This is a genomic window from Acinetobacter sp. A2 (assembly GCF_048537555.1).
In the GTDB taxonomy this organism is placed as follows: domain Bacteria; phylum Pseudomonadota; class Gammaproteobacteria; order Pseudomonadales; family Moraxellaceae; genus Acinetobacter.
In genome coordinates this window covers 2,576,226-2,597,188 of record NZ_CP183239.1, presented here as the reverse complement: position 1 = coordinate 2,597,188, position 20,963 = coordinate 2,576,226, and the positions used below count along the sequence as shown (strand labels likewise).

Sequence of the window (20,963 nt, the reverse complement as noted above, 5' to 3'; positions counted from 1 at the left end):
GCTGAACTTTTGTTCAGATAAAGGGAGTTGTGTTAGAATTGTATGATCTATTCACACAATAAGGCATGCTGATGGCGAGAACTACAAGTGTAACAATTGGCCCACAACTCGATAACTTTGTGAGCAAACTGATTGAATCTGGACGTTATGGTTCAACCAGTGAAGTGATGCGATCTGCACTAAGATTATTGGAGCAGCAAGAAAATCAAACTGCAGCTTTAAAGCAAGCGATTGAAGCAGGTGAGAACAGTGGAGAAAGTACACTTAGCCTAAAAGATATTGCGGCTCAAGTGAAGCAGAAGCATCGTGTATAAGCTATCAAATTTAGCTGTCGACGACTTCACAGCTATTTATGAATACACCTTACTTAATTTTGGTGTAGCTCAAGCTGACCAATACACGCAACATTTGGAAAATACCTTTCATTTGTTAGTGAGTTCACCGCTGATTGGTTATGCATGTGTAGATATTGGCGAGGGAATACGCCGTCACGATCATCATCAACATGCTATTTTTTATAAAAAACAGGATTATGGAATTTTTATTATTCGGATATTGCATCAACAGATGCAACCCATGAAACATTTTTTTGCGTTATAAATACTTTTTTATAAATCCAAGAATTTAAAATGCGCATAAGTAAAATATATTGATATTGAGAGCTTCTTCATTAGAGATAGGCAAGATACTGAATTTTAGGTAAAGTGCCCCAAAAAACAAAAGACTGGAAAACCAGTCTTTTGAGTTATCTAAACCAGATGAATCTTAGAGTTGGCTTTGAATATAGTTTTCAATACCCACAGTTTCAACCAAATCAAGCTGTGTCGTTGCCCAATCTAAATATTCTTCTTCTTTCTCTAAAATTTCCTGAACCAAATCACGGGTTACATAGTCCAATTGTTGCTCTGCTAAAACCACCGCTTTTTGAATCGCTTCAATATTTTCTTGGACTTTACGAACATCGCAATTCAAAACTTCAACTGTATGCTGACCGATATACAATTTGCCCAAGTGTTGTAAATTTGGCAGCCCTTCTAAAAATAAAATACGTTCAATAATTTTGTCAGCATGTTTCATTTGACGAATCGACTCTTTATATTCAGCCGAGCCGAGTTGTTCAATGCCCCAATCATTAAACATACGTGAATGTAAAAAATATTGGTTAATTGCAGTCAGGTGATGATATAGCACTTGGTTTAACTGATTAATCACATCGCGATTGCCTTTCATTGCAGCACTCCATCAACAATTTCTGCCTTAAACCGCTTAAGGCAATCTATATTTCTATCTTAAACAAGACTGGGCAAAATGGCGAGTGATTTAGGGGCTATTTATACTTCACAAATGGTTTGCGCTGTCGGCTAAAACTGAGCAGATCAGGCATGAAACGAAGGGAATAGCGAGACTATTGCCAAGTTTCATAACGCAATCTGAGAAAGTTTTAGCCACATGAGCAAGAACAAAGCACTGCTTTGTTTGCTGCGCAAGGGGACAAGCATATTTTTTGCTGCTATTGCGTTATGTGCCAGTCATTTAGAATGACTAAATTTCCTGTCCCATGCCTTATATCAGCTAAAAAATATGCGTCGTCGCAAACGTAGATGAAGTATAAATAGACCCCAGACCGCAAATGAAAATCGCAATCAAAAACAATTAGCTAGGCGGTGTGAAGAAATGTAAGACAAGAAAAACCCGCTGTAGTCGAAAGCGGGAGAGGAAACACTGAGTAAAAATTATAATACTGAAATGCGGGAGAGCAATAAAACGGCAGCTTTATGCAGCAATGGCGAGACGAGAAGCAATTTGAGCAATTTCATCACTGATGATGGCACGAGTTTCAGGTGCACAGCGACCGCAGCACGTACCTAAGTCAAACATATCGCGAATTTCACGATAGCTCTCTGCACCATTGGCAACGGCTTCTTTGATGTCTTGATCTGTAATACCACGGCATAAGCAAACGTACATGAATGCAACCACAATAATTGAAATAAGATAAGTGTTATTATTGATAATTATTATCGTTTGTCAATAAAAATCATTTAAAAAGTCATTTATCGTGATTGGGTTTTTGAATAAAAAAATGCCACCTGATAGGTGGCATCACTTAGTGATTTTTAACCAATTGAATAATAGGAGTTTATGGGTTGATGATAACCACACCATCCATTTCAACCAATGCACCTTTAGGTAAGCTGGCTACACCCAGCGCTGCGCGTGCAGGGTAGGGTTGCGCAAAATATTCTCCCATAATTTGATTGACCAATTGGAAGTGAGATAAATCCGTCAGGAAAATATTCAGCTTGGCAATATCGGCCAAAGATCCGCCCGCAGCTTCACAAACGGCTTTTAAGTTATCAAACACGCGGCGAATTTGCGCTTCAATGCCTTCTACCAATTCCATGCTGTATGGGTCTAAACCAATTTGACCTGATAAATAAACAGTATTGCCCACTAAAATGGCTTGAGAGTAAGTACCAATTGCTGCAGGTGCATTTTCAGTATGGATGACTTGGCGAGACATTGATTTCTCCTAAAATAATGTACGGACATCATAGACCATCCGACTGCATTTCAGTAGCCTGTTGAGTCTATAATGCAAAATTGGTGAATGTACGGCACAGTCAAACTATGTAGCCACATTAAATTAACAAGCTTTGGCTTCTTCTGCGATGCTGATGGCGCGCGCTAAACGGCTAATTCGTGGGAAACCGAAGTGCATACGCAAATCACGAATAATTTTGGCAATTTGCTTACGGTTATTCACCACAATATTCACATAGGTTTTGCCATCATGGCTGCGTACCATTTCTACTCCCGTTTTGGCCTTACGACATTGATAGATCAAATCGGAAATTTGCTCGTCATTCATATCCATATCAATGCTGAGATAAGCCGTAAAACTCACGTCATCTACATCTTCCGAGGTCCATTGTAGCGGCATGATATTTTCAGGATGCTGATGTTGCTCATGCAGTAAGTTGTTGCAACGCGCACGATGCACAATCAAGCCACGGCGTGACAAGTTGCCCTGAATTGGATCGCCCAACACAGGGTTGCAACAGTGCGCATATTTCACGTCAATGCCTTCTGTGCCCTGAATCAGACGGTCAGAATGTTCGCTGCTGTCCTGATCGAGTGCGTAAATGTGATTTGCCACTAACTGTGGCAATAAATCACCGACTGCAATTTGCTCAAATAATCGGTCTTTGGAGTCGATATGACGCCATTGCAACACATTTAACCAATCGGCTTCAGTTAAGTCTTGAATCGAGTGATTAAATAATTTCAGCGCACGGTTAAGCGCTTGCTGACCCACCAAACGCTGTTCTTCAATATCCTGATCACGCAGAATATTTTGTAAGGCACGACGGGCTTTTTGAGTGTTAATAAAACTCAGCCAGTCTGGGTTTGGTGTGGCTAAAACATCCGTAATGATTTCGACCACTTGCCCGCTGGTGAGTGGTGTGGAAAGTGGTTTGCTTTCACCATTAATTTTTGTACCGACGGCATGGTTACCTAAGAACAAACTGGCTGCATAGGCAAAATCAACTGCGGTGGCGCCTTGCGGCAATTCATGTAAATGTCCGTGCGGTGTATAAACATGAATTTTCTCTTGGTGTAGATAATCCAGTAAATCGCTAAATGTAGTTTTAGCGCATTCACCATCAATCAATACGTTCAAGCTTTGCATAGAGGCTTGAATGGCAGAACGGCAGGCTTGCGGTGCATTTTCACCCAAGACCACACCAAAACGTGCGGCTTTACGCATCAATTCAGTTTGAATGGTAAGTGATAAGGTGGTTTGTTCACCTTTTAGACGCATCATGAGCGATTGGTTACCGCCTGGCAGTGGGCGACGGATATGATCTTCATAATGCAAGACTTGAAAGCTGTCACGTAAAATATCAGCCAAACGGTCACAGTCGGCAATGCTTTGTAAAATAATTTCAAAGGCGTGGCTGTGGGTCAGTTCTTGTAGATCAATATCGTTTTTAACAAAGTGGCGCAGTAATTCAATATTGTTATTTTTCTTTTTAATACGGCCTGTAATTTGATTGTCTTGCAGCAGGTCGGCAAGATTTTGTTCCCATTTAGACTGGTATTCGCAGCGTTTTGGCTTGGTGTGCAAAAGGGCAGCTTGCACATCGTTATACATATCTAGGTCAAGGTTTTGATAACACAGATGTTCGAGGTTATCGGCCATTTCATTCATGCCGACAATACGCGCCATCGGCACAAATACATCAAAGGTTTCTTGAGCAATACGGGCACGTTTATCTGGTCGCAAGGCATCCAATGTGGTCATGTTGTGATAACGGTCTGCCAATTTCACAATAATGACACGTGGGTCCTGTAAGGTCGCTTGCAGAATTTTACGGAACGATGCGGCTTTGTTGTATTCCTTGTCACTGGAATGGCTAAGTTTGGTCACACCATCGACTAGTTCAGCAACTGTGCGCCCAAATTTCTCTGTGATGTCATCTTTGCTGTAGTCGGTATCTTCAATGACATCGTGCAATAGTGCAGCAATCAAGGTGTCGGCATCCAAACGCATGTGTGCCAAGATACAACTCACCGCAATAGGGTGTAATACATACGGTTCACCGCTTTTACGGGTAACGCCATCATGCGCATGTTCGGCATAATCGCAAGCCGTAAGCACCTGTTCGACTTCACTTACACTTAGGTAAGGTTCGATCATGGTTTGAAGCTGTTGTTTGGCTTGGCTGACCATCGTGCCTGGCATATAACACCCTTTAAAATACAAGTGATAACGAATATACAGTTAGACCTTATAATGAAAAGCATATTGCATGACTTGTCAAATTTTTTCATGCCAAAATATAGGGTCTTTAGACCATTTAAAATAAGATCTTAATCCTTATGTTATAACGGTTTTTGGCCCAAGATTAAAGTTCAGGCAACAAAAAAGCCTAGTAAAAAACTAGGCTTTTTCAGAAAGTTGTTCTTATTGGAAAGAAAAACCATCTAAATTCAAGTTATTTGCTGAAAGTGCGAGGTCAAGACTTGAGGTTTGATAGTCTTGATCACGTTGTTTCAAAATGTCTTTAGACACATGACCCACAGCAATTTCACGTAATGCCACTACAGTTGGCTTGTCATTGTCCCATTCTACAGTTGGTTCAATGCCTTGACGTGCCAATTGACGCGCGCGCTTGCTTGCCACTAGTACAAGCTCAAAGCGGTTGTCTACATGGTCTAAACAATCTTCAACGGTAACGCGTGCCATAAGAATTCTCGTTCGAATAATAAATTTAAACAGACTGTGCAGTATAAGGTGCTTTGTCTATAGACTCAAGTTTTAATCACGCCGTTGGTGGGCTAATTAATTTCTGAATCAACTCTTGATGACGGTTGGCTTGTTGTGCCAAAACCAGTCGGTTAGCAATAATGACCGCTTCTAAATCATGCAGTGCCTTATTAAAGTCATCATTAATAATCACATAGTCAAAATTGACATATTGCTGCATATCCTCCACCGCACAGCCTAAACGATGCTCAATCACTTCAACAGCATCTGTGCCACGGTTAGACAAGCGCTCGCGTAAATCGAACTGGCTTGGTGGGAGAATAAAAATTTGCTTCGATTCAGGAAAAAGATTACGTACCTGCTGCGCACCTTGCCAGTCAATTTCCAGTAATACATCGTGACCTTTGGCTAACTGATCTTTCACTGTGGTTTGGGCTGTGCCGTAATAATTGCCAAACACTTCTGCGTACTCAATAAAACCGCCTTGTTCTACCAAGTCAATAAAATCTTGTTTTTGCGTGAAGTGATAATGCACACCATCGAGTTCGCCGGGACGTTGACCACGTGTTGTGTGAGAAACTGAAACGTGTAAATTATTTACACGCTCAAGCAGGGCTTTAACGAGGGATGTTTTGCCTGTTCCTGAAGCGGCAGAAACGACAAACAATAGACCCGACATGATATTTTTCCTGATATGATAAAATATCTTCTCTATTTTAGAGTAGACGCCCCTTAAACAAAATAGCCAAGATGGCTTTTGTTGGCATAAATTTTTAAACATCCCACCTATTTAACTTCAACATAGAGGGTTCTATGGAAATTGTATTGGCGAATCCACGTGGTTTTTGTGCAGGTGTAGACCGAGCAATTGCGATTGTAAATCGTGCCCTTGAGTGTTTTAACCCACCTATATATGTACGTCACGAAGTGGTACACAATAAGTTTGTGGTGGACGACTTGCGTCAGCGCGGTGCAATTTTTGTCGATGAGCTGGACGAAGTGCCAGATGACAACATTGTGATTTTTAGTGCGCACGGTGTATCTAAGGCAGTACAACAAGAAGCAGAACGTCGTGGTTTAAAAGTGTTTGATGCGACTTGTCCATTGGTCACCAAAGTGCATATCGAAGTCACTAAATATGCGCGTGAAGGCACCGAAGCCATTTTGATTGGGCATGAAGGCCACCCAGAAGTTGAAGGCACGATGGGGCAGTACGACAAGAAAAATGGTGGCGAAATTTATTTGGTGGAAGATGAGGATGATGTGGCTGCACTTGCGGTTCAGCATCCAGATAAAGTGGCTTTTGTGACACAAACTACTTTGTCGATTGATGACACTGCCAAAGTCATTGATGCCTTGCGCCAAAAATATCCGAATATTCAAGGGCCACGCAAAGACGATATTTGTTATGCCACCCAAAATCGTCAAGATGCTGTACGTGACTTGGCTAATCAGTGTGATGTGGTGTTGGTCGTGGGGTCGCCGAACTCATCTAACTCTAACCGTTTACGCGAACTAGCAGAGCGTATGGGGAAACAAGCCTACTTGGTGGATAATGCCGATGAATTAAACCAAGCATGGTTTAAAGCAAATACAAAAATTGGTGTAACTGCGGGTGCATCTGCACCTGAAATTTTAATTAAACAGGTGATACAGCGCTTACAGGATTGGGGTGCAACAGCACCTGAAGAGCTGGCTGGCCGTGAAGAAAATATTACCTTTAGTTTGCCCAAAGAGTTACGTATTCCTGTAACACAGGCTTAAACTGCGAAGCATATAACACTTTTAAAAAACTGATTAAAAATAGGCAGATAACCGTTGAATGACGGTTATCTGCTTTTTTATGCCTTTTATCCTGAAGTGTGAGGGTTTTGTAAAGTTGTTGGTTACTATTTTTAATAGGGCAAAGTCTGTGTCTTGGGGGGAGTATGCATAAAAAGAATGGATTTACGTTAATTGAGCTCATGGTGACAATTGGGGTGCTTGCAATTGTTGCAACGCTGGCAGCTCCTTCCTTTGGCAATCTGATGAATCAACAAAAATTAAAAACAAATGTCATGGATTTAAAATCTCAATTGCAATTAGCGAGAAGCCAAGCATTATTAACGCGTGCTGCAACAGTGGTATGTATAAATAAAAGCAATACAGATGGGGATATTACCTCTACTACTTGTGCTCAGAAACTTCCAGGGTTCGGTTCATTGTCAACTGCTTTAAAGTCCTCAAATGTATTTATTGTGGAGCGAGATAATAAGGTTGTCTTTGATGCATCTATTAAAGATGATTTTTTTATATTTAATAATCTTGGTAAAACCTCATCAAAAAAAGTAAAGCTATGTAGTGGTAGCAAGTCTTATACATTGACATTGTCGGCAGCAGGGACAGTAGAAACTGAGTCAGGGGACGCATGCTAATGAAGGAAGTTATTCGATCTCAAAAAGGCGTTGGTCTGATGGAAGTCTTGGTTTCTCTCTTTATATTGTCTATTGCAATTTTAGGCTTCGTGGCCTTACAAGTAAGAGCAACCGTAGCTACTGAAGAATCGATTAAACGTTCTGATGCTTTAATTATCTTAAATGGTTTAGCGGAAAAAATGAGGTTAAATCCAAGCGCGGTCTCAACTTATAAAGAAAGTGCTCCTTCCTCACAGCCTTCCTGTGTAGCTAATAAAAATTGTAATGCTGCAAATCAAGCTAGAGCAGATTTGTATATGTATACAGAAAATGCAAAAGCTAAAAATATATATTTACAAGTTGTCGATTGTCCTAATACCTCTAATTTACAAAATCGGGCCTGTATTATTGCGGCGTGGAATGATACTGAGCCTGAACAAGCTACGGATACAAGTACAACTAAATCATGTCTAACATCAACTGGTAAATATGCTGATAAAGCAGATTGCTTAATATTAGAGGCGTATTGATATGAATAAAATTCAAGGTTTTACGCTAATTGAATTAATGATCTCTCTGGCTTTGGGGTTAATTCTTGTTGCTATTGCTATGCAACTTATATTAAGTGGTCAGTCAAACTATAGAATTCAACAAGCCGCAGCTACTATTCAAGATAGTGGGGTATTTAGTCTTAATGCGGTAACAAAAAACATACGTCTTGCTAATCATGGAAATGCTGGGGCCATCAATGATGAAACTCTATATGGTGGAATAGTTTTATCAGCACAAAGTGCAAAAAATATTACTCCTGTAAGAGATGGCAATCTAAATAATCTGAAAGTAGGTGGAACTCTGCTTAACTCTGCTTCAGCAATCTCTGCAAGTGAAAATGATGCTAGTGGTTTTGGCTCCTTAAATAGTGATCAGTTAGTCATTATTTATCAAGCACCAATGCAAATGTTTACTTGTACTGGGCGTACTGCACAAGGACCTCAACGTACAGTAGATACTACAGAAGGATCAATTAAACTGTACAAAGGCTGGTTTGTTGTAGAACGTTACTATATTAAAAAAAATACAGCAACGAACTCTGCTGATTTGTATTGTGCCGATGCAATGTTTTTAGCTAAAGGTGAGGAAATACTTGCTGGCAGTGGTTGGACTGCAACAGAGGTATTAGACCGAGACTATAGCCAATTATCAGGCGAGTTAGTTGCTCCTAATGTTGACTATATGCACGTGCAGTTAAATGTGAGAAATTCTGATGGCACTTACGGAACTATGTCAATTGCAGATTATCAAAGTTTACCGGTAACCACCACAACTCAGCGTCCATCGATTACTGGTATAAATATAGGTTGGTTAGTCCGGTCAAGTCAAAAATTACCTTCTTTAGATGTTAGGCCATATCAGGTTTTAGATACAACTTTAACTCCACCAGATGATAAATATATGCGGCATGTTTATACAACAAGTGTTGCACTTCGTAATGGTGGTGTAGGAGTGATGCCATGATCAATAAAAAGCAACGTGGTGCAACACTCATTGTGGTAATGATTTTATTACTTATTATTAGCGTGATTGGATTATATGCGATTCGACATAGTTTATTTAGTTTAAAACTGGCGACGAATGCTCAAGTACAAGCTTTATTAATGCAAACCTCTGATGTGGCTTTAAGTCATTTGGAGCGAAATTTTAACCAAAATGAGGCGACCAATATCGCTAGAACGCCTGTAGGGCAAGTGTTATTGAATGGTAATCAAGGAAAAGAACTACAGTTTTGTTATAAACCTACAGAAATTAACTCAACTAATAAATCTCTAAAAAATAGCATGTTTTTTAATCTAGGAGATTTTAGGGTTATTGAGCGCAAGGCAGCCAATTCAGTGTTAGCCGCAGAAACAGTTAGTTCAGGTGATATAGATGCATTTTGTGATCCTGAAACGATGTTTTCAATTAGCCGTAAAGCGTTAGTTACTCAAGTAGCTGTAATCAATCCAGATGATCCTGCAGTTGAATTAAACCGATTTGATCTAACAGCACAAGGCACAGATTTAAAAGATGTGAATGTAGAAACTAAGCGTGTCAGAGTAATTGTTACAACACTTGCTCCAGCATTATCTACAGCATCTGTTAGCGAAATTAAAGCATGTTTAAAAACACGTCTTTTAGATGATGTTTCACTACGTAATCAAGCGGATTTAACCACAGGTCAAGTGAAAGTGGAAACAGCACATGAGTGCTTAAGTAAACTTGGTGTTCCAGTAAATACCCAAGTTGCGGAATATGTAGTTAATTTGTCTGAAAGTAGAACTTAAGCCAGGAAGAATTGGGGAAATAATATGAAATTAAAACCATTAGTTAGAATGATGGCAACGCTTCCAATTATGGCTTTGCCAGTTATACCAGCATCACATGCCAGTGATTTAACTATTTATAGACCAAATTCTGGTGGTAAAACCTCTATTTTACTCATGCTTGATACATCGGGCAGTATGGGGATTAGTTCTTTGGTTTTACCCCGTGACAATGCGTATGGTAGTCCCGGCGACGTTGAGACTTCATTATGTGCACCCACTGAAGTGACAGAAAGTAATGTCAAGTTTAAAGAGTGGGCTTACAACGCTAAACCGGCTAATAGTACAAAAACAGCCTTTAAAAAAACCGTCAGTATCAATGGTAAAACCATAGATTATTATTTACGAGGGTGCGGTACGGCAACGGTAGGCAGTACGGGTAAATTAATTGAATCCGCTACCGGTAAATTCGATAGATTATCTCGCTTAAAGGATGCGGTGATACAACTCTTGGCGGATGATAGTCTGGATAATGAAGTAAGAATTGGTTTAGGTCATTTTTCGTCTAGACCATTCTATATGGAAAATAATGTAAAAAAATCTGTAACAGTAGGTACTACTGCTAACGCAGTAGTAGATGGTCATTCAGGTACAATTTTAGTGCCAGTTGCTGAGTTAACAGCGAGTCAACGAGAGACACTCATTAGAAAGCTAGCGAGTATTAAATCTATTGATACGACAACCAATGAAGATGGTACAGCAAATAGCAATCTAAAATTAACCAGCACAAGTTATCCAAATGTTTTTAAAGCATCTAGTGGTACACCAACTGCCCATGCTTATGCAGAAGCGGGTGCATATATGATGGGGACCACTACAGGTGTCTACCCAAGAACATTCCCAAAAAAAACAACCATTGTATATGATGGTTATGCTGTGATTAAAAATAATAGTAGTGCTAGAGACATGTGGGGGAACTATACAGATCCTGATCGTGGAAAACAATTGTATTATGTTTGTGTGGGTTTAGATGGAAATACTGGTGATGGTGTGCCTGGTACAAAAGCTCAATTCTGTGATAATGAGTGGAATAGGGGGATGGATAAAAGCGGAGTTTTTTATGACCCAAATACTAAAGGTCCAGGTGATAGATGGGTTAATGAATGGGTTAACGGAAAGAACATAAATGTGCACTATCCGGTTAAAATTTATGAGCCGAAGCCAGAGGGAGGATGGAATCTAGTAACTCCGCCACAGTTTATAGAGCGATTTGGAAAGGTAGATAGTGTTTGGGAACTACATAAAATGCTTCCGGTAGGATGGCGTTGGGGAGGGTGGTTAAAAGTAGATCATGAACCAATGGACATTGAACCAATTGGTACAAAAGTTTGGGATCACCACGGCTCTGATACAAAAAATATGGTTTCTTATCGAAGCAGTCCATTCTCATTAGAAACGATGAGTAGTACTAATAACGCCCCATTTGAGAATAATGTAGGTGGCTTTATGTACGCTGACGCTGCCTTAAAGGATGGTGATAATTATAAAGCGGGCGGTATTGCAAGTGAGTGTAATGGTAACGGTATTTACTTCTTAACCGACGGTGCACCTAACTCCACCAAGGACGATATGGCGCAAAACATTATGAACTTAACATTAAAAGATAATACTTATAAATTCACAGGGAAACCTATAACGAATCAACTGGAATCACCAAAATTACAGGCAAGTGTATTTACGGATGAGACTGGTGGTTGGGAATACATTGGTGAGTATGCTAAAAAATTAAGGAATCGCACTGCAAACTCGAGCACTCAAAAAAACCCAGCGAATATGAATATTAAAACTGCAGTGGTTGGGTTTGGTTCTAGTTTTGCTGATGTTGTCCAGTCTGATGGTACTTATAATTGTGAGGCTATCCGTGAAACAAACCCTGATGCTTATAATGCATGCAAGTGGGGGAGTGAAGAATATGGCGATGGTGGTTTCTACTATGCAGAAAATGTAGAAGATATTAAAAATAGTATTATGGATTTTGTGACCAAGGTTCAAGTGCCATTTACAGCAACAAGTCTTGGCTCTATTTCAGTCCCACGCGATCCTTTGGATCAAACTCAGATCGTGACGGAAGGATTTTTCCCGATGATCAGCCCGATGGATGATTCAGAAGCAGCGGCGGGTCAAAAATATATGACATGGGCGGGCAACTTAAAAAAATATAAAATCGTTGATGGAACATTGAAAGATAAAAATAATAATTCAATTTATACAACGGACAATAATCAGCAAAAAATTAATAGTACCGCTCAGGATTTGTGGTCGATAGCAGTATCGACAGAGGATCATTCGGATGTTATGAGTGGAGGAAGCTTAAATAAAATTCCAGTACCATCTCAACTGAATATTTCAAATCAACCTAGTAAAGCAGATAGTGTGCGTAATGTTTATACTATAGATGGCACGGCACTGAAAAAAGTGACCAAGGAGAATATTGCCACCGATGTTACGGGTGCAAACGCTCTTTCTAATACTATTTCTGCAAGTCAGCGTTATGCTTTATTGAATTATTTGGGCTATGCAGCACCTATCCCAACAACTACTCCAGCGACTTTGACAACGGCACAGGTTAATGGTTTTGCAACTGTGCCAGCATCCCCATATCGTTATATGGGAGGTGTGGTTCATTCTACACCTGTTCTGGCGACTAAAGAGGCAAAAATTGGTTCAGGCGCTAATGCTGTTGAGTCACGTGAAGAGTATGTTGTATATGGATCTATGGAGGGTGGACTACATATCGTAGATGCATCCACAGGTGTAGAAAAATCAGTGTTTGTGCCGAAGGAAATTCTAACCAATCAAGCGAATGCATTGGCGAGTAAAGAACCAAAAGGCGCGGGGCTAGTGTATGGTGTGGATGCTCCTTGGGCGATTGATGCACAATATAAAGTAAAAAATACCACTTCTGGTGAAACCACAACTACAGCGTATGAGGCGAGTGTCTTACGTGCTTATGGTGGTCTGCGTATGGGGGGTATCGGGTTTTATGGACTTAATATTAAGTCTGTAACTGCACCTGAATTATTATTTCATATTGATCGTTCGACTACGGGTTTTGATCGTATAGCACAAATCTGGAATAAACCAACTATTACTGAAATACGTCATGAAGGAAAACGCAAGCGCGTATTAATTTTAGGTGGTGGCTACGATGCAGAAAAATATGAAAATGAAACGGTAGAAACACCATCATCTCTGCCAACCATGGGGAATGCGTTGTATGTGATTGATGCTGAAACTGGTGAGTTAATTTGGTCAACAAGTTCTAGTATTAGTGCAACAAATACTACCGATAAAACAAAACATGAAGATGTAAAATATAGTGTAGTTGCTCAACCAGCTGTGCGGGATTATGACTCTGATGGTTTAGCAGACATGATCTATTTCGCTGATTTAGGGGGGCAGATTTTCCGTGTCGATTTAAACAATTTGGCACATATGAATAACACGAAGAAAAATATCGCAGTACGTGTGCAAAAGATCGCTAATCTGGCAGAAACCAATTTTGTTCCACGTTTCTATGATCGTGTTACTACAGCTGTATTTGGTAATGGTTCTGAACGACATGTATTTGTTTCTGTTGGATCAGGAAACAGGAGTTTCCCATTAAAAGGTTCACCTGTTAAGAATAAAGTTTACGGGATCTTAGATTACGATGCAGCAAAGAATGGTATAGAAAAGGCATCTTATTCTGGGTCGTTCCAAGCTGTTGCCACTATGGGTGATACAGGCAATATGCTGAACAGAGGAAGTGTTGGTAAAAATAGTTCTGGAACAGATATATTAACTATTAATGGGTTAACGGTATCTACAAGTAATGGTGAAACCACCTTAAATGACTCAAATAGAGCATTATTAGAAAGCAGCGGAACAAAACGTGGTTGGTATTTTGAACTTATTTCTCAAGGTGATGGAACACCTGCGAATAATTACTATGCTAAAGCATTTGAAGAGCCACAGCTTGTCATGGGTGACTTGTATGTCAGCATCTATGACCCTAAGGCATCACTTGGCACTGTTTCGGATAATTCATGTGGTGGGGGCGTTCAGGGATTATCGACAATCCACCGCATATGTGCACCATACGGAGACTGTGCAGCACATGTCACTACTGCTTATCAAGGTATCATTGGATCGACATTAGGTGGATTAACAAATCCAGCACGTACTACACAGTTAATTGGACCTATTGCGCCCGCTGGGGAGAAATGTGTAGGGCGTTGTGATACAAATACACAAACAGCAGTAGACCAATCACTGAAAAAATATTCACAACAACGTGTGATCCGTCCGACACGCTGGTTTGAGTGGTAAGGAGGACGAATGCCTAAATATTTGAATCATGGTTATACTTTGATTGAGTTAATGGTCGTGGTTGTGATCGTTGCAATATTTGCAGCGATCGCCATGCCTAGTTATCAATATTTCGTAGCTAAGACGTATGAAAAAGAAGCACAGGCAGAAATGCAAAAACTAAGTGAAAGATTGGAGAATTATAAAGGAAAACAACTTACATACGCTGAATTTATACCTGAGAATCAGGAGGGGACAGATAAAGGAGTTATACATTTGCCCTATGGGAGTGGTAGTGATTTTAATTACAAAATTATGATTGTGGATATTAATGACTCTAGTAAAAGTTTAGAAGATACAGAGTTAGGTCAAGGGTGGAAAATCATAGCTATTCCTAGTCAGACTAAATCTAACGCCTTGCGTCGAGCAAAATCATTTCTGCTAAATTCGAGAGGTTTTAGTTGTGAAAGTGATACTGTGTTGACGGTTTCAAGTAATACATGCTGATTAGGATAATTCGATGAAAAAAAATAATGCTTTTACATTAATTGAACTTATGATTGTAATTGCTGTGATCGCTATTATTGCTGCAATTGCATATCCTAGTTATCAGTCTTATGTTAAACGAGTCAAGCGTGCCGAAGTGCAAGCCTATTTGATGGAACTTTCGCATAAAGCACAAAGTTATAAATTGGCTAACCAAACTCTTAATGGATTAACAATAGCTAAAATTGGTAGTACTGTATTTCCGCAATCTGGTAATGCTAATTATAATATTAGTATTCAATTATTAAATAATACTAAAAATTTACCGGTACATTATATCTTGGTAGCGACACCACTCTCTACGAGTCCGCAAAAAGGTACAGGGATAATAACTTTAACATCTGCCGGTGAGCAATGTTGGTATAAGAATAATGATACCGCGAATGTAGTAGCAAGTGTGGATGCTGATAATAATCCAATACCAGCAACTGTGTGTACTGCTAAGTGGGAGGATAAATAAATTCAAAATTGTGGATAACCAACTTTTGATCTTTCATTCAGGGCAAACTTCGCGTAAAATATTGCCCTCTATGAAAGGGGTTTGAAGTGTTCCGGTGGTCGGTACATGAATAATCCGTAAAAACTATAAGGTTGTATCATGGTAGTTATTCGTCTTACTCGTGGTGGTGCTAAAAAGCGTCCATTCTATCAAATCGTTGTAACTGACAGCCGCAATGCGCGTGACGGTCGTTTCATCGAGCGTATCGGTTTCTTCAACCCTACAGCGCAAGGTAAAGCAGAAAAACTTCGTTTAGATGCTGACCGTTTTGCACACTGGGTTGCTCAAGGCGCTCAACCGTCTGAACGTGTTGCTTCTTTAGCTGCTCAAGCGAAGAAAGCTGCAGCTGCTGCATAATTTTTACAAATTAAGTCGTAGGTAGCCCATGACACCAACACAGAATGTGCCCGAAGATCGTATTCAGATTGGACAGCTACGTTCAGCTTATGGATTAAATGGGTGGCTCTGGGTCTATTCCAATACAGAACCCATGAGCAACATATTTGACTATCTGCCTTGGTACATTGAAACCAAAGCAGGTTGGCAAATGGTCGATGTAAAACGTTGGAAACCACATGGCAAAGGCTTGGTGGTCAGCTTAAAAGGTGTGAGTGATCGCACCGCAGCAGACAACTTAGTTGGTGCAAATATCTGGATTTCAAAAGCGCAACTGCCTCAACCAGGTGTGGATGAGTATTACTGGTCAGATTTAAAAGGCTTAACTGTGTTAGGTCTAGATGATGACGAACAGGAAATTAATCTCGGTCAAATCCATGAACTGTTTGAAACAGGTGCTAACGATGTGATGGTGGTTCGCGCAACTGCTGCCAGTGTCGATAGCGAAGAGCGCATGATTCCATGGCATAAAGATGTGGTGCAACGTGTTGATCTCGAAGCGGGTCGTATCTACGTGAATTGGGGCGTAGATTATTAATCCTTTCAGGATTCACATAGCAGGAAAATAGAGGAGTCTGCGGTGTTTTTTGCAGTCATTACGCTTTTTCCTGAAATGTTTGAAGCGATTACAGCTTACGGTATTAGCGGACGCGCAGCAAAACGCGATTTAATGCAAATTACTTGTATTAATCCACGTGATTTTGCACAGGGCAACTACAAACGGGTGGATGAACGTCCATTTGGTGGTGGTCCAGGTATGGTGATGATGGCGGAGCCGTTGGCGCAAGCAATCCAACATGCCAAAAACCTTGCACAGCAAGCGGGGGCAGTTCATGTGCCAGTGGTGTATATGTCACCACAAGGCAAAACCCTAAATGAAACTGCAGTACAGCAATTCGTTGAATATGATGGATTGATTGTATTGTGTGGTCGTTATGAGGGTGTCGATGAGCGTCTAATTCAGCATTATGTCGATCAGGAATGGTCGATTGGCGATTACGTTTTATCGGGCGGTGAACTGCCAGCGATGGTGTTGTTGGATAGTATTATCCGGAGACTTCCGGGTGCGATGTCTGATGAACAATCACATGTGCAGGACTCTTTTGTGGATGGTCTTTTAGATTGCCCACAATATACCAAGCCAGACCATTTTGAAGGGTTGGATGTGCCTGAAGTATTAAAATCGGGTCATCATGCCAATATTGAAAAATGGCGGTTTTTGCAGCGTTATCAACGTACACTTGAACGTCGACCTGAGTTGATTGAAAAAGTTGAGTTGAGCAAGCAGCAGAAAAAATGGCTAAAAGATTCGCAAGGACAGACCAAGTAACTGGTTTATCTAAGCACCATGGCTACAGGCAGTTGGTTTGTAGTCTTAAATAGGCTCTTTATGCATTGAAGCGGTCAGGCATAAAGGGAAAGTCAATCGGGTTTATGCGCTTTAGCCTCTATACCCAGTGGAAATCAGACCTCTTCTGACCCACACATACTGGAGATACCCCATGAGTGGTAAGCATCCTTTAGTACAAGCTGTTGAAAATGCACAGCTTAAGCAAGACATCCCAGCTTTTGCACCAGGCGATACAGTTATCGTTCAAGTAAAAGTAAAAGAAGGTGATCGTGAGCGTCTTCAAGCATTTGAAGGTGTGGTAATTGCGAAGAAAAACCGTGGTTTGAACTCTGCGTTCACAGTACGTAAAATTTCTAGCGGTGTTGGTGTTGAGCGTGTTTTCCAAACTCACTCTCCAATCGTTGCTAAAATCGAAGTGAAACGTCGTGGTGACGTTCGTCGTGCTAAACTTTACTACCTACGCGAATTGTCTGGTAAAGCTGCACGTATTCGTGAGAAATTACCAGCACGTAAACAAGGTTAATTTTAACTTTGCTTTACAGCTAAAAAATGCGCCGTCTAGGCGCATTTTTTATGTCTGAAATTTGAGTTTATAAGCCTTTTAATTTTAAGCGGTTGGCATGTTGACGGTAGATGGCTACAGGGTCGGGTGCAAATGTTCCTTTGATACCGAACAATAAATTAATTTCATCTAGGTGATTCCAAACAAAATCATCACGGATGGTTTTGCCAAATTTGGCACTGCATACAGATACAATTCCATCATTTTTACCTGCTTTATGGGCAGAGAGAAAATCAAGGGCTTGCATCGCTGCATCACTCGGGTCTAATGAATTGGTAACGGCTTTATTGCCTGTCATTGAATACAAATATATGCCTTGTTCATAGGCTTTGCCCTCGCCACATTCGGTTAAGGGTAAGCCTACACGAAAGCGTTGGTTAAATTCGGCTGTACCTTCAATGGAGGTGCTTTGCCCTGCAGCAAGTGCATCATGTGGAAAGGCATTGCCGTCTAAACCTTGTGCCCACAAAATAACTTTACCAAAGCTGCTGATGAGTAGATTGAGGAGTTTAGACGTCCCCGTGCTGTTGGCAACTTGAAGTACATCGGAAGCCACGACAGTCCCTTGATTGGCACCGCCCATGGTCATGACTGATGCAACGTGTTGTGGCATTACGCCTGCAGCATAACGAACCGCATGTGCTCCATGACTATGTCCAATTAGATTAAGCTTATTTGCACCTGTAATGGCCATAACTTCTTGGAGTTGCTGAACATATTGTTCACCGCGAACTTCGCTAGAATTAAAGGGTGACATGCGTGCCGCCCAAGGTTGTGCGCCATGCCGTGCTAGATCAGGCAAAATTTGATACCAGTAATCCATACCCAGTGCATCGCTGCCAAGTCGATTAAAACCGACCATACCGTGTGCAAACACAATTGGATATTTGGTTTTGGCATAACTGGAAAGTACGAAAGCTGCATCCACTTTTTGTAAGTTGGATGCATGGCTAAAGTTGCTGCTCAGTAATAAACAACCCGCAACAGTAAGAAGATGCGTTATTTTCATAGGTTTTTTTATTCTTGGATGAGCTGTTGGTCTGTTGTTGAGGTGGAGATATAAAAAATCCCTGCTAGAGTATTTGGCAATAGCAGGGATATGAGGTGATTTTTATAAACCTTGTAGTTTTAAACGGTTGGCATGCTGACGATAGACATCAACTGGGTCTGGAGCAAAAATGCTTTTTAAACCTAACAGTTGGTTGACTTCATCTAAGTGATTCCAATGGTAATTATCACGAACAGTTTGACCAAATTTAGCACTACAGCGTGAAACCAGACCATCGTTATCGCGACCATTATCAATGAGTAAACTGGTGGCTAACATGGCTGAATCTGGGTCAAGTACGTTGGTGACTGCACTGGTACCTGTAAATGAATAGAAATGGATACCTTTTTCTTGATATGCGCCCTCGCCGCAACTGGTGGTTGGCATACCCATTGGGAATTTTTTGTTAAATTCTGCTGAGCCAGCTAAAGTTAAGCTGTTTGCACCTGCCAATGAGTCATGTGGATAGCTGTTTGGGTCTAAACCTTGTGCCCAAGTAATGGTTTTGGAAACCAAATTGACCATATCAATTAAGGGCTGTTCAAGTGGTGTGCCCTGTACTTTTAAAATAAAGTCAGCCACTGGTGAACCTTTGTTTGGTGCACCTACCGCAGTGAGTGAAGCTACTTTAGAGGGCATTACACCTGCTATATAACGAATGGTTGGTCCACCATGTGAGTGACCAATTAAGTTCACTTTGCTTGCACCCGTAATTGCCAGAATTTCATCCACTTGTTGAGCCAATTGCTCACCACGAATTTCTGATGAGTTAAACGGAGATACGCGGGTTGCCCAAGTGTTCGCACCATTACGTGCTAAATTCGGTAAAATTTGATACCAGTAGTCGACACCAAGTTGGTCGTTACCAATCGTTGTAAACCCAGCCATGCCGTGAGTAAACACAATTGGATATTTGGTTTTGGCATAATTAGAGTAAACAAAGTTGGATTTCACTTGGTCTGCATTTGATGCATGCGCAGTGGTGAATGTGCTTGCTGCAATTAAGCCTGCAATGAATAGTCCATATTTCATATAACATCCTCTATTTTTATTGTGCTTTCCTAGCATGACAACATCTATTGTCAACTTTTATTATTCAGGAAACTTACCATAAAGCAAGCCCTGAATGATAAATGGTGTTCAAAAAAGCATTGTGGTGGTACAACTTTTTGGGATATTCAAGTGATACCCGTGACAACACGTTTAATGGGTAAAATCAAACCTGAGGTAAATAAATACCTTATAAACCTTGAAGTTTCAAACGGTTAGCATGTTGTCTGAATAAAGTTACAGGGTCTGGTGAAAATATCCCTGTTAAGCCAAACATCATATTGGCTAGGTCAGTATGGTTCAGTCGGTAGTTGTCTCGAATCACATGGCCAATATGGGTACTACAACGCGCGACCATTCCGTCATTGTCTTTGTGGCCATAAGACAACGGCCCTAATTGCATTAAAATACTGTCAATGTCCAGTAAATTGGTGGTTTGTGAAACACCTGTCCAAGAATAGTAATGAATCCCACGATCCACTTTGGCACCGTTGGTATTACAGTTGGCAGCAAGCGCTGTGGTTGGGAAACGTCGGTTAAAATCGGCAGAGGCCGTTTCAGTGAGTGAAGCCATTGAAGCATCAAAATCAATAGGCATGTCGGGTTGAGCTTGTGCCCAGCTAATCAGTGGTGCGACCATATAATCGCCCAAAATATTAAAAGCGGTACGTGATAACCGATTGTTTTGGATATCATCGGCAACTTTTGAACCACGGAATGTACCTGCTACACCTGTAATTGAGGCAACATATTCAGGTTTGGTGGCAGCCACATAACGCACCGTTGGACCGCCATGCGAGTGACCAATTAAATTGACTTTGGCCTTGCCTGTAATGGCCATGACTTCTTCGACTTGGGCAATTAACTGTTCACCGCGAAATTCTGTACGATGTGCAGGCGAGAGCTGTGCTGCAAAAACGGTCGAGCCATTACGTGCCAGATCAGGCAAAATTTGATACCAGTAATCCATGTTGAAGGTTTCATTGCCAATGCGTGACCAGCCTAGCCAGCCATGCACCATTAACAATGGATATTTGGTTTTGGCATAGTCTGATTTGACTCGTTCCTGAACAGCTAAAACGCTTGGCGCTGCTTGGGCTGTGCTTGTCATTCCGTATAGACAGCCAATTGCTGCCAGTGAAAGGGCACGTGTGTAATTGATCATGGTCATAACAATCCTGTGTTCTTTATTT

General features: G+C 40.8%; 23 protein-coding genes. 14 read left to right on the top strand and 9 right to left on the bottom strand.

Annotated features, from left to right (window positions below):
• The first annotated feature begins 71 nt into the window (after positions 1-71).
• Positions 72-314: a type II toxin-antitoxin system ParD family antitoxin gene (locus ACNS8M_RS12370; protein WP_004974509.1), complete on the top strand. Its 243-nt coding sequence runs from the start codon at positions 72-74 to the stop codon at positions 312-314.
• Positions 307-600 (top strand): type II toxin-antitoxin system RelE/ParE family toxin, encoded by a 294-nt coding sequence (locus ACNS8M_RS12365; RefSeq protein WP_070153485.1) that lies wholly within the window; start codon positions 307-309, stop codon positions 598-600. Before ACNS8M_RS12370 ends, ACNS8M_RS12365 begins: the two co-directional genes overlap by 8 nt.
• A gap of 165 nt (positions 601-765) precedes the next feature.
• Here ACNS8M_RS12365 and bfr read toward each other — a convergent pair whose 3' ends face one another.
• The 6 genes from bfr to gmk form a co-directional block, all read right to left on the bottom strand.
• Positions 766-1,230 (bottom strand): heteropolymeric bacterioferritin subunit Bfr, encoded by a 465-nt coding sequence (gene bfr, locus ACNS8M_RS12360; protein ID WP_131260631.1) that lies wholly within the window; start codon positions 1,228-1,230, stop codon positions 766-768.
• Between the two features lie 543 nt (positions 1,231-1,773).
• Entirely contained in the window at positions 1,774-1,968 is a 195-nt protein-coding gene (locus tag ACNS8M_RS12355) for a bacterioferritin-associated ferredoxin (protein ID WP_178866789.1), read from the bottom strand.
• Positions 1,969-2,140: 172 nt separating this feature from the next.
• Entirely contained in the window at positions 2,141-2,524 is a 384-nt protein-coding gene (locus ACNS8M_RS12350; protein ID WP_156189568.1) for a RidA family protein, read from the bottom strand.
• 123 nt (positions 2,525-2,647) lie between these two features.
• The gene (locus ACNS8M_RS12345; RefSeq protein ID WP_419224862.1) at positions 2,648-4,750 is read right to left on the bottom strand and encodes a RelA/SpoT family protein; all 2,103 of its coding nucleotides are present in this window, start codon (positions 4,748-4,750) and stop codon (positions 2,648-2,650) included.
• A 222-nt stretch (positions 4,751-4,972) separates the two neighbouring features.
• On the bottom strand, positions 4,973-5,254 hold the full coding sequence (rpoZ, locus tag ACNS8M_RS12340) for a DNA-directed RNA polymerase subunit omega (protein ID WP_004896248.1): 282 nt from the start codon (positions 5,252-5,254) through the stop codon (positions 4,973-4,975).
• Positions 5,255-5,330: 76 nt separating this feature from the next.
• Positions 5,331-5,954, bottom strand: a complete 624-nt coding sequence (gene gmk, locus ACNS8M_RS12335) for a guanylate kinase (RefSeq protein ID WP_419224861.1) — start codon at positions 5,952-5,954, stop codon at positions 5,331-5,333.
• 134 nt (positions 5,955-6,088) lie between these two features.
• Here gmk and ispH point away from each other — a divergent pair, with 134 nt between their 5' ends.
• The 12 genes from ispH (at position 6,089) to rplS (ending at position 17,633) form a co-directional block, all read left to right on the top strand.
• Positions 6,089-7,039, top strand: a complete 951-nt coding sequence (gene ispH / locus ACNS8M_RS12330; RefSeq protein ID WP_016658473.1) for a 4-hydroxy-3-methylbut-2-enyl diphosphate reductase — start codon at positions 6,089-6,091, stop codon at positions 7,037-7,039.
• 164 nt (positions 7,040-7,203) lie between these two features.
• Positions 7,204-7,689 carry a GspH/FimT family pseudopilin gene (locus ACNS8M_RS12325; protein WP_419224860.1) on the top strand — a complete coding sequence of 162 codons (486 nt, stop codon included), beginning with the start codon at positions 7,204-7,206 and terminating at the stop codon, positions 7,687-7,689.
• On the top strand, positions 7,689-8,198 hold the full coding sequence (pilV, locus tag ACNS8M_RS12320; RefSeq protein WP_419224859.1) for a type IV pilus modification protein PilV: 510 nt from the start codon (positions 7,689-7,691) through the stop codon (positions 8,196-8,198). Before ACNS8M_RS12325 ends, pilV begins: the two co-directional genes overlap by 1 nt.
• A 1-nt stretch (position 8,199) precedes the next feature.
• Positions 8,200-9,183: a PilW family protein gene (locus ACNS8M_RS12315; RefSeq protein ID WP_419224858.1), complete on the top strand. Its 984-nt coding sequence runs from the start codon at positions 8,200-8,202 to the stop codon at positions 9,181-9,183.
• A complete protein-coding gene (locus tag ACNS8M_RS12310) occupies positions 9,180-9,989 on the top strand; it encodes a pilus assembly PilX family protein (protein WP_419224857.1) in 810 nt (269 codons plus the stop codon). The genes ACNS8M_RS12315 and ACNS8M_RS12310 overlap by 4 nt, the downstream gene beginning before the upstream one ends.
• A 24-nt stretch (positions 9,990-10,013) precedes the next feature.
• Positions 10,014-14,339 (top strand): hypothetical protein, encoded by a 4,326-nt coding sequence (locus ACNS8M_RS12305; protein WP_419224856.1) that lies wholly within the window; start codon positions 10,014-10,016, stop codon positions 14,337-14,339.
• Between the two features lie 9 nt (positions 14,340-14,348).
• The gene (locus ACNS8M_RS12300; protein WP_419224855.1) at positions 14,349-14,825 is read left to right on the top strand and encodes a type IV pilin protein; all 477 of its coding nucleotides are present in this window, start codon (positions 14,349-14,351) and stop codon (positions 14,823-14,825) included.
• Positions 14,826-14,838: 13 nt separating this feature from the next.
• On the top strand, positions 14,839-15,324 hold the full coding sequence (locus tag ACNS8M_RS12295; protein WP_419224854.1) for a type IV pilin protein: 486 nt from the start codon (positions 14,839-14,841) through the stop codon (positions 15,322-15,324).
• Positions 15,325-15,462: 138 nt separating this feature from the next.
• A complete protein-coding gene (gene rpsP, locus ACNS8M_RS12290) occupies positions 15,463-15,720 on the top strand; it encodes a 30S ribosomal protein S16 (protein ID WP_004974526.1) in 258 nt (85 codons plus the stop codon).
• 28 nt (positions 15,721-15,748) lie between these two features.
• Positions 15,749-16,297: a ribosome maturation factor RimM gene (rimM, locus tag ACNS8M_RS12285; RefSeq protein WP_104852625.1), complete on the top strand. Its 549-nt coding sequence runs from the start codon at positions 15,749-15,751 to the stop codon at positions 16,295-16,297.
• A 42-nt stretch (positions 16,298-16,339) separates the two neighbouring features.
• Positions 16,340-17,089, top strand: coding sequence for a tRNA (guanosine(37)-N1)-methyltransferase TrmD (gene trmD / locus ACNS8M_RS12280; protein ID WP_419224853.1), 750 nt, complete (start codon positions 16,340-16,342; stop codon positions 17,087-17,089).
• Positions 17,090-17,261: 172 nt separating this feature from the next.
• Entirely contained in the window at positions 17,262-17,633 is a 372-nt protein-coding gene (gene rplS, locus ACNS8M_RS12275) for a 50S ribosomal protein L19 (RefSeq protein WP_004974529.1), read from the top strand.
• 67 nt (positions 17,634-17,700) lie between these two features.
• Here rplS and ACNS8M_RS12270 read toward each other — a convergent pair whose 3' ends face one another.
• From ACNS8M_RS12270 to ACNS8M_RS12260, 3 genes are all read right to left on the bottom strand, one after another.
• Complete coding sequence (locus tag ACNS8M_RS12270; protein WP_419224852.1) at positions 17,701-18,681, bottom strand: esterase/lipase family protein; 981 nt, start codon at positions 18,679-18,681, stop codon at positions 17,701-17,703.
• Positions 18,682-18,783: 102 nt separating this feature from the next.
• Positions 18,784-19,752 (bottom strand): lipase family alpha/beta hydrolase, encoded by a 969-nt coding sequence (locus tag ACNS8M_RS12265; protein ID WP_416710142.1) that lies wholly within the window; start codon positions 19,750-19,752, stop codon positions 18,784-18,786.
• A gap of 208 nt (positions 19,753-19,960) precedes the next feature.
• Positions 19,961-20,941 carry an esterase/lipase family protein gene (locus tag ACNS8M_RS12260; RefSeq protein ID WP_419224851.1) on the bottom strand — a complete coding sequence of 327 codons (981 nt, stop codon included), beginning with the start codon at positions 20,939-20,941 and terminating at the stop codon, positions 19,961-19,963.
• Between the last annotated feature and the right edge of the window lie 22 nt (positions 20,942-20,963).

Coding starts and splice junctions, on each gene's coding strand:
- rplS (WP_004974529.1), top strand. CDS start 17,262: ATGAGTGGTAAGCATCCTTTAGTACAAGCTGTTGAAAATGCACAGCTT.
- ACNS8M_RS12295 (WP_419224854.1), top strand. CDS start 14,839: ATGAAAAAAAATAATGCTTTTACATTAATTGAACTTATGATTGTAATT.
- ACNS8M_RS12315 (WP_419224858.1), top strand. CDS start 8,200: ATGAATAAAATTCAAGGTTTTACGCTAATTGAATTAATGATCTCTCTG.
- ACNS8M_RS12265 (WP_416710142.1), bottom strand. CDS start 19,752: ATGAAATATGGACTATTCATTGCAGGCTTAATTGCAGCAAGCACATTC.
- rimM (WP_104852625.1), top strand. CDS start 15,749: ATGACACCAACACAGAATGTGCCCGAAGATCGTATTCAGATTGGACAG.
- ACNS8M_RS12260 (WP_419224851.1), bottom strand. CDS start 20,941: ATGACCATGATCAATTACACACGTGCCCTTTCACTGGCAGCAATTGGC.
- ACNS8M_RS12300 (WP_419224855.1), top strand. CDS start 14,349: ATGCCTAAATATTTGAATCATGGTTATACTTTGATTGAGTTAATGGTC.
- ACNS8M_RS12345 (WP_419224862.1), bottom strand. CDS start 4,750: ATGCCAGGCACGATGGTCAGCCAAGCCAAACAACAGCTTCAAACCATG.
- ACNS8M_RS12325 (WP_419224860.1), top strand. CDS start 7,204: ATGCATAAAAAGAATGGATTTACGTTAATTGAGCTCATGGTGACAATT.
- ACNS8M_RS12355 (WP_178866789.1), bottom strand. CDS start 1,968: ATGTACGTTTGCTTATGCCGTGGTATTACAGATCAAGACATCAAAGAA.
- ACNS8M_RS12350 (WP_156189568.1), bottom strand. CDS start 2,524: ATGTCTCGCCAAGTCATCCATACTGAAAATGCACCTGCAGCAATTGGT.
- pilV (WP_419224859.1), top strand. CDS start 7,689: ATGAAGGAAGTTATTCGATCTCAAAAAGGCGTTGGTCTGATGGAAGTC.
- ACNS8M_RS12270 (WP_419224852.1), bottom strand. CDS start 18,681: ATGAAAATAACGCATCTTCTTACTGTTGCGGGTTGTTTATTACTGAGC.
- ACNS8M_RS12305 (WP_419224856.1), top strand. CDS start 10,014: ATGAAATTAAAACCATTAGTTAGAATGATGGCAACGCTTCCAATTATG.
- ACNS8M_RS12310 (WP_419224857.1), top strand. CDS start 9,180: ATGATCAATAAAAAGCAACGTGGTGCAACACTCATTGTGGTAATGATT.
- rpoZ (WP_004896248.1), bottom strand. CDS start 5,254: ATGGCACGCGTTACCGTTGAAGATTGTTTAGACCATGTAGACAACCGC.
- ACNS8M_RS12370 (WP_004974509.1), top strand. CDS start 72: ATGGCGAGAACTACAAGTGTAACAATTGGCCCACAACTCGATAACTTT.
- gmk (WP_419224861.1), bottom strand. CDS start 5,954: ATGTCGGGTCTATTGTTTGTCGTTTCTGCCGCTTCAGGAACAGGCAAA.
- rpsP (WP_004974526.1), top strand. CDS start 15,463: ATGGTAGTTATTCGTCTTACTCGTGGTGGTGCTAAAAAGCGTCCATTC.
- ispH (WP_016658473.1), top strand. CDS start 6,089: ATGGAAATTGTATTGGCGAATCCACGTGGTTTTTGTGCAGGTGTAGAC.
- bfr (WP_131260631.1), bottom strand. CDS start 1,230: ATGAAAGGCAATCGCGATGTGATTAATCAGTTAAACCAAGTGCTATAT.